Below are 14,858 nucleotides of genomic sequence, written 5' to 3'. Positions count from 1 at the left end.
TGGTTGCACCCTGTCTCGCGATCGCCAGAGTCGCGAACCGGGATCTATCGAAAATCAGGGAGTCGAGTATGTCGGCGGACGAGCATAAATTTTCCGTTGAATCATTGATCGGAGCGCTGCTGCGCGATCAAGGTATTCATGACGGGCGCTGGGGATTGAACGTCGAATTCTCGGCGATGGGCACAGCCGTTCCCATTCCTGGAAACGCGACAGGGACATTGCCCGGATTGGTCGTGTCGGTGGTGAGCACCACGTTGCGGCGCATCGATAGCGGAATCGACGGCGGCGTCGACGCGGCGGCCGTCAACCCGCCGAAAAAGCAGGTCACCCCGCGACCGGCCGCGAAGAAACCAACCCATACGATTCAGTGACGTGAGGATCTTTGAATATCGTTCTTCAAGCAGTGCGCGAATCGTCTGTTTCAAGGTGGAGCGGCAAAGTAATTTCACGATATTACGCATTCGATTGAATCAATTGACTTGAATCAACGCGTGTGCAAAATTCGCTTCGATCTATTTAGTAGCATACCTAAATATATTGAGATGGACGTAAAGCCGGTTTGCAATCGTCATGATGCGATCGGCGTACACCCGCCAACGGTGTCCTCGCAGGCATAGGCATTCCTCCCATGAGAAGAAATCGCAGGATCTTGTGCAGCTTGTCGTCGGCACTGCTGGTGGCCGGCCTGATTGCCGCGCAAAACGGGCATGCTCAGGTGACGCTCAATTTCGTCAATGCCGACATCGATCAGGTGGCGAAAGCAATGGGCGCAGCGACTGGTAAAACGATCATCGTCGACCCGCGCGTGAAAGGTCAGCTCAATCTCGTTTCGGAAAACCCGGTACCGGAAGATCAGGCAATCAAGACATTGCAAGCCGCATTGCGGATGCAGGGGTTTTCGCTCGTCCAGGATCACGGCGTACTGAAGGTCGTGCCGGAAGCCGATGCAAAGCTGCAGGGTGTGCCGACCTATGTCGGCAATGCGCCCGCCGCGCGAGGCGATCAGGTGATTACCCAGGTGTTCCAGTTGAAGAACGAGTCGGCGAACAATCTGTTGCCGGTCCTGCGTCCGCTGATCTCGCCGAACAACACGGTGACGGCCTATCCCGCGAACAACACGCTCGTCGTCACCGACTACGCGGATAACATCCGGCGCATCGCGCAGATCATCGCGGGTATCGATCTGGCGGCGGGTCAGCAGGTAGCCGTCGTACAGCTGAAAAACGCAAACGCACTCGACGCAGCACAGGCGCTTTCGAAGATGCTCGACCCAGGCGCGATCGGCAGCACGGATGCGACACTAAAGGTCTCCGTGACGGCGGACCCTCGCACCAATTCGCTGTTCCTGCGTGCATCGAATGCCGCGCGGCTCGACGCCGCGCAAGCACTCGCGAAGAAATTCGATGCGCCGACTGCGCAGCCCGGCAACATCCACGTCGTCCCGTTGCGCAATGCCGATGCGGTGAAGCTCGCGAAGACGTTGCGGGGCATATTCGGCAAGAGTGGCGACAGCGGTTCGTCGGCCGGTTCCAATGACGCGAATGCGTTTAACCAGAACGGCAACGCGTCGTCGGGCGGAGGCAGTTTCTCGACGGGTGCGTCGGGCGTGCCGCCTCTGCCCTCATCGCTTGGCGGTTCATCGTCGGCGCTCGGTGGCTCGTCGAGTACGTCAGGCGGCGGTAGCGGCAGTACGACGACGGTGGGTCTGCTCGGCGGCGACAAGGATAAAGGCGACGACAGTCAACCGGGCGGCATGATCCAGGCCGATGCGGCAACCAACTCGCTGATCATCACGGCGTCGGACGCGGTGTACCAGAACCTTCGGACAGTGATCGACCAACTGGACGCTCGCCGTGCGCAGGTTTACATCGAGGCGCTGATCGTCGAGCTGTCGGCAAACAAGAATGCGGATCTCGGAATTCAATGGCAGATCGGGAGTGGTGCGGTCCTTGCCGGCACCAACCTCTCCGCGACCGGCACCAATAGCATCATCAACCTGACGTCGTCTGCCGCAACAACTACCGGTGGCCTCGCGGCGTCGCTGGCGACTCTTTCGCAGGGACTCAATGTCGGCTGGGTGCACAATTTTCTCGGTGTGAAGGGATTGGGCGCGCTGTTGCAGGCACTGTCGCAGTCGACTGACGTGAACGTGCTGTCGACGCCTAACCTCGTCACGCTCGACAACGAAGAAGCGAAGATCGTGGTGGGTCAGAATGTGCCGGTCACGACGGGGTCTTACACGAATCTCACCAGCACGAGCAGCAGCAACCCGTCGACGTTCAACACAGTCGATCGGGTGGACGTCGGCCTCACGCTGGATATCAAGCCGCAAATCACCGATGGCGGGCTTCTCAAGCTGCAGCTCGCGACCGAAGACTCGTCGGTCGTGACCAACACGACCAACACGACGACCAACCCGAACGGTCCGACGTTCAACAAACGTTCGATCCAGTCGACCGTACTCGCCGACAACGGCGAGATCATCGTGCTGGGCGGTTTGATGCAGGACAGCTACACGGCCAGCAACAGCAAGGTTCCGCTGCTGGGCGACATTCCGTGGATCGGCCAGTTGTTCCGCTCGGAAACGAAGACCCGCTCGAAAACCAATCTGCTCGTGTTCCTGCGTCCGGTGATCATCAACGATCGCGCGACTGCACAGGCCGTGACCGCGAACCGCTACGACTACATCCAGGGCGTGCAGGGCGCTTACCGGTCGGATAACAACGTGATCAAGGACAAGGACGATCCCGTGGTCCCGCCGATGCCGGTGGGGCCAGCCGAAGGCGGATCGACGCTTAATCTGTTCGACCTGGAGAAGATGCGGCGTCAGCAGGCGTTGCAGGCTGTGGCTCCAGCTCCCGCAAGCGGCACGGGTTCGACTGTCGAATCGCCTGGGGTCCATCCTTGACTAGCCGCGCAACGATCCTACATCGCTAAAACATAAAGGACGGTCTTGTGAAGAACCAATCTGGTGAATTGCTGGCAGTGACGTGGGGCTATCTCGCGCTCGCAAAGGCGCTCGACTGCAATGGTGTTTTGCCTGTTTCCGAACTGGTCAGGCATCTGGAAGCGAGCTACGGCTATGGCGTGGCAACCCGGCAGGTTGCACAAACCGTAGAAGTGGATTTTCTGATCGAGGCCTTGCGCAACATCGACGTTGCGCTTCACAAGGACGAGAGCACGTGATGGCGTTGGAGAGCGCAATCGCCCCAGTCAGATCTCATCCCCGCGCTTGACCGCCACCACCCGACACACCCGCTTCCCCGAGCTCTCGCTGGGCACATCCTCGAACAGCAACACTGCACATCCATCGAGCGCACCCAGCACTAGAGCAGGATCGAACGCGCTATACAGGCGCCCATCCGGCAACCTCACGTCAGCGCCTTCGGTCACCCGCCACGACAGATAAAGCACGCCATCGGGCCGCAAAATCCGCAGCAGGCTATCGATCGCCGAAGCAATCTCCGCAGCAGGCAGATGCATGATCACCGTCTCGCAGACGATGTTATCGAACGCCTCATCGATAGCGTCGAGCCCCGGCAGCGACGCTTCGCGAAACGCGAGCCCAGGATGCAGCCGGCGCGCTTCGTCGAGCAGTTCCGGCGACGCGTCGAAGCCCGTTACCGGATAGCCGCCCTCGGCGAGCCATGCGGTGTCGCGTCCATTGCCGCAGCCGATGTCCGCCGTGTCGCCGCCCGGCAAGAGGTGGGTCTGCAACATCGCGTACAGATCGTTCGGCGGCGGCTGGTCGCGCCATTCCTGGCTGTAGCGGACCGCATCGCGCGCATAGGCGGCGAGGGTGTCGGGGTCGGTGCGGGATGTCATCGGTGGAACCTGAAGTAGTACGTAGCACAGCGGAAACCGTCCCGCCAGTCTAGCGAAACGCTCCAGCCGACCGCATTTCCGTCTATCGAAAAAGCGCCCCCAAACTTGCGAAAACGCGGCGCCGACCCACGCGGCACCCACACCGCATGAATCGCCAGCCGGCGGGGAGGCGGCGCCTTTGAGCCCATCGCCACACGCGATGGTGCAATGCAATATGCCGGACGCCGCCGGTTTGAGCAATTTATTTTCGCCTGCGAGTATCCGCGCCATGTCGACGGGCGGCTCCAGGCACGCGTTCAAAGCCGGCCCGACGAACCACAAACCAGAACCCAGATGGGAGACGCGCGTGTTCCTTTACGGCTTTGGTCCGGTGCTGCTCGCCGGTGCAATCCAGACGATCGAGCTTTCGGTGCTGTCGCTCGCAGCGGCCGTGTTGCTCGGCCTGATCGGCGCGGCGGCGAAGCTGTCGCTCAACCGGCCGCTGCGGGCCGTCGCGACCGCGTACACGACGCTGATCCGCTCGGTGCCCGATCTCGTACTGATGCTGCTGCTGTTCTACAGCATCCAGATCGCGGTCAACAATCTGACCGACTTGCTGGGCTGGGACCAGATCGACATCGATCCGTTCGTCGCCGGTGTGCTGACACTCGGCTTCATCTACGGCGCGTATTTCACGGAGACGTTTCGCGGCGCGTTCCTGTCGGTGCCGCGCGGTCAGCTCGAAGCGGGTGCCGCATACGGGATGAGCGGGATGCGCGTGTTCGTGCGCATCCTCTTTCCGCAGATGATGCGGTTCGCGCTGCCCGGCATCGGCAACAACTGGCAGGTGCTCGTGAAGGCGACGGCGCTGGTGTCGATCATCGGTCTCGCGGACATCGTCAAGGCCGCGCAGGACGCGGGCAAGAGCACGTTCAACATGTTCTTCTTCATCCTGATCGCCGCGCTGATCTACCTCGCGATCACCACCGTGTCGAACCTCGTGCTGATCTGGCTCGAACGTCGCTATTCGACCGGCGTGCGACACGCGGAACTCTAACCACACGGCCATCATGATCGAGATCCTCTCCGAATACGGGCGCGCGTTTCTCTACTGGGACGGTCAGCGTCTCTCCGGGCTTGCGGTCACGCTGTGGCTGCTGGTCTCGTCGATCGGCATCGGCTTTGTCGTATCGATTCCGCTTGCGGTCGCGCGCGTGTCGAAAAACCGCTGGCTGTCGACGCCAGTGCGTTTCTACACCTACGTGTTTCGCGGCACGCCGCTCTACGTGCAGTTGCTGCTGATCTACACGGGCATGTACAGCCTCGAGTTCGTCCGGTCGCATTCGCTGCTCGACGCGTTCTTCCGGAGCGGGTTTCATTGCGCGATCCTGTCGTTTGCGCTGAACACCTGCGCGTACACGACGGAGATTTTCGCGGGCGCGATCCGCTCGACGTCGCACGGCGAGGTCGAGGCGGCGCGCGCATACGGGATGAGCACGTTCACGATGTATCGTCGCATCGTGCTACCTTCCGCGCTGCGTCGTGCGTTGCCGTTGTACAGTAACGAGGTGATCCTGATGCTGCACGCCACGACAGTCGCGTTTACGGCTACGGTGCCCGACATCCTGAAGGTCGCGCGCGACGTGAACTCGGCGACCTATCGTTCGTTCGAGGCGTTCGGGCTCGCGGCGCTGATCTATTGCGCGATATCGTTCGCGCTGGTCGCCGGGTTCCGGCGCGCGGAGCGGCGCTGGCTCGGCTACCTCGCGGTGCGCGGGCGCTAGGCGTCCGACGCGAACACGCAGTCTTATCCGTTACATACCAGGAGAGCGTCTTGCTCCACACCAACCAGACCGAAGCCTGCAAGCTCGCCGCGCAGGACATCCATAAGCGCTACGGCGACAACGAAGTGCTGAAGGGCGTGTCGATGAACGCGAACAAGGGCGACGTCATCAGCATCATCGGCGCGAGCGGGTCGGGCAAGAGCACGTTCCTGCGCTGCATCAACTTTCTCGAGCGGCCGAACGCGGGGCAGATCGTCGTCGACGGCGAAACGGTGCGCACGAAAGCGGATCGCGCGGGTAATCTCGAAGTCGCCGATCACAAGCAGCTGCAACGCATCCGCACGAAACTCGCGATGGTGTTCCAGCATTTCAACCTGTGGGCGCACATGAACGTGATCGAGAACGTCATCGAGGCGCCGATACATGTGCTCGGTCTGTCGCGTCGCGAAGCGGAAGAGCGGGCACGCGAATATCTCGAGAAAGTGGGCCTGCCGCCGCGCGTCGAGAAGCAGTATCCGGCGCATCTGTCCGGCGGGCAGCAGCAGCGCGTCGCGATTGCACGCGCGCTGGCGATGAATCCCGACGTGATGCTGTTCGACGAACCGACGTCCGCGCTCGACCCCGAACTCGTCGGCGAAGTGCTGAAGGTGATGCAGAAGCTCGCCGAAGAAGGCCGCACGATGATCGTCGTCACGCACGAAATGGGTTTTGCGCGCAACGTGTCGAATCATGTGATGTTTCTGCATCAAGGCCGCACCGAAGAAGAGGGCGATCCCGTCGAGGTGCTCTCCGCGCCGCGCAGCGAACGGTTGAAGCAGTTCCTGTCGGGCAGTCTTAAGTAAGCAAGTCGTATTTCAAGCGTCTCTCAAGCATTTAGCCGATGGTCCGTCCATCCAGTCCCGCCCGCACGACCCAGGTCGCGATCGTGGCGCTGCCGCCGGTATCGATGTCGGGCATCGGCCCGATCGTCGACGCGCTGACGCTCGCGAACGAGATCGACGGCCGCGCGCTGTATCGCTGGCAGGTGTGTTCGTGGGACGGGCGACCGGTCGCGTTGTCGGGCGGTGCGCAGTGGCCCGCCGATGCCGCGTTCGGCGATGCGATTGCGTGCGACTGGCTGATCGTCGTCAGCGAGCGCTTTCAGCAGTTCGCCGACTATCGTCTGTTTCTCGCGAGCCTGTCGCGCGTCGGGCAGCGCACGCCGCTCGTCACCGGCATTCATCACGGCGTGTGGTGGCTCGCGATGGCGGGGCAACTGTCCGGCTATCGCGTGAGCGTGAACTGGGAGACGTATCAGCAGTTCGCCGAGCAGTTCGAACGCTCGATCGTCACGCAGCAGATTTTCGAAATCGACCGCGATCGAGCGACCTGCGCGGGCGGCCAGGCGACCGTCGATTTCATGCTTGCGATGATCGGCCGCGATCACGGCCCCGAACTCGCGGAACGCATCGCCGATACGCTCGGCGTCGGCGTGCTGCGCGCAGGCGAGGAGCGTCAGCGCATTCCGTTCGTCACCGCGCCCGGCGAACGCCATCCGCGTCTGAACGACGCGTTGCAGCTGATGGAAGCGAACATCGAAGACCCGCTCACCACCGATGAAATCGCGGATCTCGTCGGCGTGTCGCGCCGACAGCTCGAACGCCTGTTTCGCCAGTATCTCGGCTCGATGCCGTCGAAGTATTACCTGGGGCTGCGGCTCACGAAAGCGCGCACGCAGCTGCAGCGCACGAGCAAATCGGTCGTGCAGATCAGTCTTGCTTGCGGGTTTTCGTCGGCGGCGCATTTTTCTAACGCGTATCGCGAGCGCTTCGGCGTGACGCCGCGCGAGGATCGCCGCAACTGGCTCGACCGGCAGCACGGCGGCGGCGCTGCGGCAAGCGAGCCGCGCCCGGCCGCGCTGATCGAACCGCCGGACTACAGCGACGGCGCGTAACGCCGCATGCCTGCGTGCGGCAAAAGGCAAGGCAAGCCCGACAGAACACGTCGCGTATGCGCAAGACGTTTCGCGTCCGGTTACCTACACTATCGTCATTACTGCAACGAGGATTCGCCATGACCGACCTGACTGTGACCCGCCAGACGTTCGACGAAGTAATGGTGCCGGTGTTCTCGCCCGCCGCCTTCGTGCCCGACCGCGCAGAAGGCTCGCGCATCTGGGACACGCAGGGCCGCGAGTACATCGATTTCGCGGGCGGCATCGCCGTGACCGCGCTCGGCCACGCGCACCCGGAACTGCTGAAGGTGCTGCACGAGCAGGGCAGCAAGCTCTGGCACATCGGCAACGGCTACACGAACGAGCCGGTGCTGCGCCTCGCAAAGCGCCTCGAAGACCTGACGTTCGCCGACCGCGCGTTCTTCGCGAACTCGGGCGCCGAAGCGAACGAAGCCGCACTGAAGCTCGCGCGCCGCGTCGCGTTCGAACGCCACGGCGCCGACAAGATCGAGATCGTGTCGTTCACGCAGTCGTTCCACGGACGCACGTTCTTTACCGTCAGCGTCGGCGGCCAGCCGAAGTATTCGGAAGGCTTCGGCCCGGTGCCCGAAGGCATCATCCATCTGCCGTACAACGATCTCGACGCTGCACGCAAGACGATCGGTGCGCGCACGTGCGCGGTGATCGTCGAGCCGGTGCAAGGCGAAGGCGGTGTGATTCCCGCCGATCCGGCATTCCTGCAAGGCCTGCGCGAACTGTGCGACCAGCACGGCGCACTGCTGATTTTCGATGAAGTGCAAACGGGCGTGGGCCGCACCGGCCGCTTCTACGCGTACGAGGACACCGGCGTCACGCCCGACGTCCTCACGACTGCGAAGGCGCTCGGCAACGGCTTCCCGATCGGCGCAATGCTGACCACCAACGCGCTCGCCGCGCACTTCAAGGTCGGCGTGCACGGCACGACGTATGGCGGCAATCCGCTCGGCGCGGCGATCGCGGAGAAGGTGGTGGAGCTGGTCAGCGATCCGAAGGTGCTCGAAGGCGTGCGCGAACGCAGCGATCTGATCAAGGCGAAGCTCGCGCAGTTGAACGAGCGCTTCGGCATCTTCCGCGAAGTGCGCGGCAAGGGTCTGCTGATCGGCGCCGAACTGAACGACGTCTACAAGGGCCGCGCGAAGGATTTCCTCACCGCGTGCGCGACGCACGGCGCGATGCTGCTGATAGCCGGTCCCGACGTGCTGCGCTTCGCGCCTTCGCTGGTGATGCCGCTCGCCGATCTCGACGAAGGCTTCGCGCGCATCGGCCGGGCAGTCGAAGAGGTGGTCGGCGCGACCGCCGCCGTGCAGGCCCGCTGAGTTCGCGGCGCAACATTTAACCAGGAACGACGATGCTCTTCGTACGCCCCAGCCGTCTCGCCGATCTCGACGCGCTCGAGCATATGGCGCGCACGGCGCAACCCGTGCTGCATTCGCTGCCGCACGACCGGCGCGCGCTCGAAGCGCGCGTCGCGCTGTCGGAAGATTCGTTTCGCGCGGAAGTCGATTTTGCGGGCGAGGAGTTCTATCTGTTCGTGTTGGAAGACAGCGCGACCGGCACACTGCATGGCTCCGCGAGCATCTTCGCAGCGGCTGGTTATTCCGAGCCGTTCTACGCGTTTCGCAACGACGCGCTGATCCACGCATCGCGCGAACTGCACGTGAATCGCAAGATTCACGCGCTGACGATGTCGCACGAACTCACCGGCAGGAGCCGGCTCGCGGGTTTCTATATCGATCCGGCGCTGCGCGGCGACGCCGCCGCGCATCTGATGTCGCGTGCACGGATGATGTACATCGCGGCAAACCGCCGACGCTTCACGCCCGAAGTGTTCTCGCTGCTGCTCGGTGTCACCGACGACAACGGCGTGTCGCCGTTCTGGGAAGCGGTGGGCCGCAAGTTCTTCGGCCGCAATTTCGCCGATATCGAAGTGGAGTCGGGCGGGCGCAGCCGGACCTTCATCGCAGAAGTGATGCCGAGTTATCCGCTGTACGTGCCGTTGCTGCCGGAAGCGGCGCAACGCGTGCTCGGCGAACCCGATGAACACGCGCTGCTCGCGTACGAGATCCATCTCGAAGAGGGTTTCGAAACGGACCGCTACGTCGATATCTTCGATGCGGGTCCGGTGTTGACCGCGCAGATCGATCGCAGTGCGTGCGTTACGCGTAATGAAACGCGGGCGGTGCAAGGCGCGGCAGAACCACAACATGCAGACGCGGAACGCAACGCGACGTACCTGATCGCGAGCAATCGCGCGGGCGAGTTCCGCTGCGTGCTCGGCGATCTGCCGGACGGGCGCGAAACCGGTGCGCCGTTGACGGCCGCCGCACGCACGGCGCTCGGTGTGCAGCCAGGCGACGCGGTACGCTGCGTGCCGCTGCACGGCCAGCCGGACCATGAATCTGCGGGAGAGGCATCATGATCGTCGTTCGCGTCGTGCAGACGGGCGATGTGGACGCGCTCGTCGCGCTCGCTCGGGAGACCGGACCCGGCCTCACCACGTTCAAGCCGGACCGCGATGCGCTCGCCGCGCGCATCGAACGCGCGCGCCGTACGGTCGCAGGTCACGCGGAAGCCCATGAAGAAGGCTATTTCTTCGTGATGGAAGACGCCGCGACCGGCGACGTCGCAGGCGTGTGCGGTATCGAAACCGCCGTGGGCCTCGAGCAGCCGTTCTACAACTATCGCGTGAGCACGGTCGTACACGCGAGCCAGGACCTCGGCATCTGGACGCGGATGCGCGCGCTGAACATCTCGCACGATCTGACCGGCTACGCGGAAGTGTGCTCGCTGTTTCTGAGCCCGCGTTATCGGACGGGCGGTGTCGGCGGGCTGCTGTCGCGTTCGCGCTTCATGTTCATCGCGCAGTTTCGCGAGCGTTTCCCGCAGCGTATCTGCGCAGAACTGAGAGGCCATTTCGACGAGAACGGCACGTCGCCGTTCTGGCGCGCGGTCGGCTCGCATTTCTATCAGATCGATTTCAATGCGGCGGATTACCTCAGCTCGCACGGCCGAAAATCGTTTCTCGCGGAGTTGATGCCGCGCTATCCGGTGTACGTCGATCTGCTGCCGGAAGAGGCGCAGGAATGCGTCGGCCTCACGCACAACGACACGATTCCCGCGCGCCGGATGCTCGAAGCAGAAGGGCTGCGTTACGAGAATCACGTCGATATTTTCGATGCGGGGCCGGTGCTCGAATGCCACGTCGCGGATTTGCGGACGGTGCGCGAGAGCGTGGCGGTGTCGGTCGAGATTGGTGACGCACAAGTGAGTGAAACACGTTCGCTGGTCTCGAACACCTCACTCGACGATTTCCGCTGCGGCGTCGCGACAGGTGTCGCGCATGACGGCACGTTCCGCCTCACCGCCGACGAAGCCGCCGCATTGAACGTGAAAGCCGGCGACGCGGTACGCGTGCTGCCGCTGAAACACAGCAAGGGATAATCATGAACGAGCTTTTCATCGACGGCGAATGGGCCGCCGGAAACGGACCCGTATTCGCATCGAAGAGCCCCGGTACGGGCGAGACAGTATGGGAAGGCGCGAGCGCATCGGCGGATGACGTCGATCGTGCGGTACGCAGCGCGCGGCGCGCATTCGCGTCGTGGTCGGCGCGGTCGTTCGACGACCGCTGCGCGATCGCGAAGCGCTTCGCCGAACTGCTCGGCGAACGCAAGGAAGCGCTGGCTGCGGCGATTGGCCGCGAGACTGGCAAGCCGCTGTGGGAAGCGCGCACCGAAGTTGCCGCGATGGCCGCGAAAGTCGCGATCTCGATCCAGTCGTACACCGAACGCACCGGCGAACGGCGCGCGCCGATGGCCGACGGCGTAGCCGTGTTGCGGCATCGTCCGCACGGCGTGGTCGCGGTGTTCGGTCCGTACAATTTTCCGGGCCATCTGCCGAACGGGCACATCGTGCCCGCGCTGATCGCGGGTAACGCGGTCGTGTTCAAGCCGTCCGAACTCGCGCCCGCCGTCGCACGCGCGACCGTCGAAACGTGGCGCGATGCCGGCTTGCCTGCGGGCGTGCTAAATCTCGTGCAGGGCGAGAAGGATACCGGTGTCGCGCTCGCGAATCATCGGCAGATCGACGGGCTGTTTTTCACTGGCAGCTCGGACACCGGCACGCTGCTGCATCGTCAGTTCGGCGGCCGTCCGGAGATCGTGCTCGCACTGGAGATGGGCGGCAACAATCCGCTCGTTGTCGGGCCGCTCGCCGATCTCGATGCAGCCGTGCATCACACGATCCAGTCGGCGTTTCTATCGGCGGGGCAGCGTTGTACGTGTTCGCGTCGCGTGCTGGTGCCGGACGATGCGTTCGGTGCGCGCTTCGTCGAGCGCTTGACTGACGTCAGTGCGCGCATTTCGGTGGGGCTATACGATGCCGATCCGCAGCCGTTCATGGGCGCAGTGATTTCCGCGCGCGCGGCTGCGAAACTCGTTGCTGCGCAGATGCAACTCATCGCCGCCGGTGCTAAGCCGCTGCTGGAAATGCAGCAGCGCGATCCGCAACTCGGCTTCGTGAGCCCGGCGATTCTCGACGTGACCGGTCTCACGGATCTACCGGACGAAGAACACTTCGGCCCGCTCGTGCAGATCTCGCGTTACCGCACGTTCGACGAAGCGATCGAGCGCGCGAACGACACCGCGTTCGGTTTGTCCGCTGGCCTGCTCGCCGACGACGAAGCTCTCTGGACGCAATTCCAGCGCACCGTGCGCGCCGGCGTCGTGAACTGGAACCGGCCGACCAACGGCGCGTCGTCTGCTGCGCCGTTCGGTGGCACGGGCCGTTCGGGTAATCATCGACCGAGCGCGTACTACGCAGCCGACTATTGCGCATGGCCGATGGCGTCGGTCGAAAGCGCGCAGCTGCAGATGCCCGCGAGCGTATCGCCGGGCCTTCACTTCTGAGGATCGACGATGCTTGCCACTGAAGCGAACTTCGACGGGCTCGTCGGCCCGACGCACAACTACGCGGGGTTGTCGTTCGGCAACGTCGCGTCGCAGAACAACGAGAAGTCGGCTGCGAATCCGCGTGCGGCCGCGAAGCAGGGGCTGCGCAAGATGAAGCAGCTCGCCGATCTTGGATTCCATCAGGGCGTGCTGCCGCCGCAGGAACGGCCGTCGATGCGTCTGTTGCGCGAACTCGGTTTTTCCGGCGACGACGCGAGCGTGATTGCGAAGGTCGCGAAGGAGGCGCCCGAGCTGCTGGCCGCCGCGAGTTCCGCGTCGGCGATGTGGACCGCGAATGCGGCAACCGTGAGTCCGTCGGCGGACACGGGCGATGGCCGCGTGCACTTCACGCCGGCGAACCTGTGCAGCAAGCTGCATCGCGCGATCGAACACGAATCGACGCGCCGTACGCTGCGCGCGATTTTCGCGGACCCGGCACGTTTCGTCGTGCACGACGCGTTGCCCGGCACGCCCGCGCTCGGCGACGAAGGCGCGGCGAACCACACGCGTTTCGCGGCGGAATACGGCACACGTGGTGTCGAATTCTTCGTGTACGGACGCAGCGAGTATCGTCGCGGGCCGGAACCGAAACGCTTTCCTGCACGGCAGACGTTCGAGGCGAGCCGCGCGGTTGCGCAACGTCACGGGCTCGTTGAAGAAGGCACCGTCTACGCGCAGCAGAATCCCGACGTGATCGACGCGGGCGTGTTCCATAACGACGTGATCGCGGTCGGCAACCGGCACACGCTGTTCTGTCATGAACTGGCGTTCGTCGATCAATCGACGGTGTACGACGAACTGCGCACGAAGCTGACGAAAGCGGGCGCGCCGTTCGAGGTGATCGAAGTGCCGGACGCGCAGGTCAGCGTCGCGGATGCGGTCGGCTCGTATCTGTTCAACAGCCAGCTGCTGACGCGGCCTGATGGCCGTCAGGTGCTGGTCGTGCCGCAGGAATGCCGCGAGAACGCGCGCGTGTCCGCATGGCTCGACGAACTGACCGCGAAGAGCGGACCGATCGACGACGTGCTCGTGTTCGATCTGCGCGAAAGTATGAAGAACGGCGGTGGTCCGGCGTGTCTGCGGCTGCGCGTCGTGCTGAGCGATGCGGAGCGCGCGGCGGTCGCGCCGGGCGTGTGGATCGACGACACGCTGTTCGGCCGGCTCGACGCATGGATCGAGAAGCACTATCGCGACCGGCTCGCGCCGTCCGATCTGACCGATCCGCTGCTGCTGCGCGAATCGCGCACCGCGCTCGACGAACTGACGCAGATTCTCGGCGTGGGCTCGCTGTATGACTTCCAGCGCTGAATCGAACGCGGGCGCGATGCTCGCGGATTTTCTGGCGTGGACGCTGGCGGGTGAACGTCCGCTTAACGACGAAGCACAGGGTGTCTGTGCGAACGGCGTGCGCTGGACGTGGCTTGATGATGGAGTGTTGCAGTTCGAGCCTGCCAGCGTGTCGTCGGACACACGCAGCGTGCTTGCGTCAGCGGGCGTGCATGGCGACGAGACTGCGCCGATCGAACTGCTGTCGCGTCTCGTCCGCGACATCGCGGAAGGCCGCGCGACGCTCGCGTGTCGATTGCTCGTGCTGCTCGGCAACGTCGATGCGATGCGCGGCGCGTGCCGCTATCTCGACGACGATCTGAACCGGCTGTTTGGCGGGCGTTATACGCAGTTGCCGCAGAGTCGCGAGACACCGCGCGCGATTGCACTCGAACAGGCGGCGAAGAGCTTCTTTGCGTCGGCTGGAAAAGACAGAGGCGCGCGCTGGCATATCGACATGCATACCGCGATCCGCGGCTCGGTGTTTGAGCGCTTCGCGTTGCTGCCGTACACCGGCGCACCGTTGTCGCGTGCGATGTTCGAATGGCTCGGCGACGCAGGCATCGATGCGGTGCTGCTGCATACGACGAAGGCCAACACGTACTCGCATTTCACCGCCGAGCATTGCGATGCGCTCGCGTGCACGCTCGAACTGGGCAAGGTGCGGCTGTTTGGACAGAACGACCTCACGCGCTTCTCGGGCGCCGACGACGCGTTGCGCCGGTTGCTCGCGGGCGAGTCTGCCGCACAACCGGTATTGCCGCGCGTATTCACGGTGATCGACCAGATCACGAAGCAGAGCGATGCATTCGAGTTGCTGGTCGCCGCCGACGTACCGAACTTCACGCCGTTCGCGAAGGACACGCTGCTCGCACGCGACGGCGACTACCGCTATGCGGTGCGTCACGACGAGGAGCGCATCGTGTTTCCGAATCCGACGGTGAAGCCGGGGCTGCGCGCGGGGCTGCTCGTGATCGACACGACCCGCGATACGCACGCGACGCTCGACGCGACTACCTGAGC

Annotated in this window: 14 protein-coding genes; 13 read left to right on the top strand and 1 reads right to left on the bottom strand. The window is 63.7% G+C overall.

What is annotated here, in order from left to right; translation table 11 throughout:
* Positions 1–68 precede the first annotated feature (68 nt).
* The 3 genes from E1748_RS21735 (at position 69) to E1748_RS21725 (ending at position 3,186) form a co-directional block, all read left to right on the top strand.
* Positions 69–371 (top strand): hypothetical protein, encoded by a 303-nt coding sequence (locus E1748_RS21735; protein WP_133649198.1) that lies wholly within the window; start codon positions 69–71, stop codon positions 369–371.
* Positions 372–628: 257 nt separating this feature from the next.
* Positions 629–2,908, top strand: a complete 2,280-nt coding sequence (gene gspD / locus E1748_RS21730) for a type II secretion system secretin GspD (RefSeq protein WP_133649197.1) — start codon at positions 629–631, stop codon at positions 2,906–2,908.
* 47 nt (positions 2,909–2,955) lie between these two features.
* Complete coding sequence (locus E1748_RS21725; RefSeq protein ID WP_133649196.1) at positions 2,956–3,186, top strand: hypothetical protein; 231 nt, start codon at positions 2,956–2,958, stop codon at positions 3,184–3,186.
* Positions 3,187–3,213: 27 nt separating this feature from the next.
* Here the strand turns inward: E1748_RS21725 and E1748_RS21720 are convergent, their stop codons facing one another.
* Positions 3,214–3,825, bottom strand: a complete 612-nt coding sequence (locus E1748_RS21720; RefSeq protein WP_133649195.1) for a class I SAM-dependent methyltransferase — start codon at positions 3,823–3,825, stop codon at positions 3,214–3,216.
* Between the two features lie 346 nt (positions 3,826–4,171).
* On the opposite strand from E1748_RS21720, the gene E1748_RS21715 reads away from it, so the two are divergent.
* From E1748_RS21715 to astE, 10 genes are all read left to right on the top strand, one after another.
* Positions 4,172–4,861 carry an ABC transporter permease gene (locus E1748_RS21715; protein WP_133649194.1) on the top strand — a complete coding sequence of 230 codons (690 nt, stop codon included), beginning with the start codon at positions 4,172–4,174 and terminating at the stop codon, positions 4,859–4,861.
* 13 nt (positions 4,862–4,874) lie between these two features.
* Positions 4,875–5,588 carry an ABC transporter permease gene (locus E1748_RS21710; RefSeq protein ID WP_133649193.1) on the top strand — a complete coding sequence of 238 codons (714 nt, stop codon included), beginning with the start codon at positions 4,875–4,877 and terminating at the stop codon, positions 5,586–5,588.
* A gap of 50 nt (positions 5,589–5,638) precedes the next feature.
* Entirely contained in the window at positions 5,639–6,430 is a 792-nt protein-coding gene (locus tag E1748_RS21705) for an ABC transporter ATP-binding protein (protein ID WP_133649192.1), read from the top strand.
* Positions 6,431–6,468: 38 nt separating this feature from the next.
* Positions 6,469–7,521 carry a GlxA family transcriptional regulator gene (locus tag E1748_RS21700; RefSeq protein WP_133649191.1) on the top strand — a complete coding sequence of 351 codons (1,053 nt, stop codon included), beginning with the start codon at positions 6,469–6,471 and terminating at the stop codon, positions 7,519–7,521.
* Positions 7,522–7,640: 119 nt separating this feature from the next.
* Positions 7,641–8,876, top strand: coding sequence for an aspartate aminotransferase family protein (locus tag E1748_RS21695; protein WP_133649190.1), 1,236 nt, complete (start codon positions 7,641–7,643; stop codon positions 8,874–8,876).
* Between the two features lie 32 nt (positions 8,877–8,908).
* Positions 8,909–9,979, top strand: a complete 1,071-nt coding sequence (aruF, locus tag E1748_RS21690) for an arginine/ornithine succinyltransferase subunit alpha (RefSeq protein WP_133649189.1) — start codon at positions 8,909–8,911, stop codon at positions 9,977–9,979.
* Positions 9,976–11,001 carry an arginine N-succinyltransferase gene (gene astA / locus E1748_RS21685; protein ID WP_133649188.1) on the top strand — a complete coding sequence of 342 codons (1,026 nt, stop codon included), beginning with the start codon at positions 9,976–9,978 and terminating at the stop codon, positions 10,999–11,001. Before aruF ends, astA begins: the two co-directional genes overlap by 4 nt.
* Positions 11,002–11,003: 2 nt before the next feature.
* The gene (gene astD, locus E1748_RS21680; RefSeq protein WP_133649187.1) at positions 11,004–12,467 is read left to right on the top strand and encodes a succinylglutamate-semialdehyde dehydrogenase; all 1,464 of its coding nucleotides are present in this window, start codon (positions 11,004–11,006) and stop codon (positions 12,465–12,467) included.
* Positions 12,468–12,476: 9 nt separating this feature from the next.
* The gene (astB, locus tag E1748_RS21675) at positions 12,477–13,817 is read left to right on the top strand and encodes an N-succinylarginine dihydrolase (RefSeq protein WP_133649186.1); all 1,341 of its coding nucleotides are present in this window, start codon (positions 12,477–12,479) and stop codon (positions 13,815–13,817) included.
* Entirely contained in the window at positions 13,801–14,856 is a 1,056-nt protein-coding gene (astE, locus tag E1748_RS21670; protein ID WP_133649185.1) for a succinylglutamate desuccinylase, read from the top strand. The genes astB and astE overlap by 17 nt, the downstream gene beginning before the upstream one ends.
* Positions 14,857–14,858: the final 2 nt, after the last annotated feature.

The organism is Paraburkholderia flava, assembly GCF_004359985.1.
Lineage (GTDB): Bacteria > Pseudomonadota > Gammaproteobacteria > Burkholderiales > Burkholderiaceae > Paraburkholderia > Paraburkholderia flava.
The sequence above is the reverse complement of the archived record's forward strand: the minus strand, read 5'-3'. Positions and strand labels throughout refer to the sequence as shown.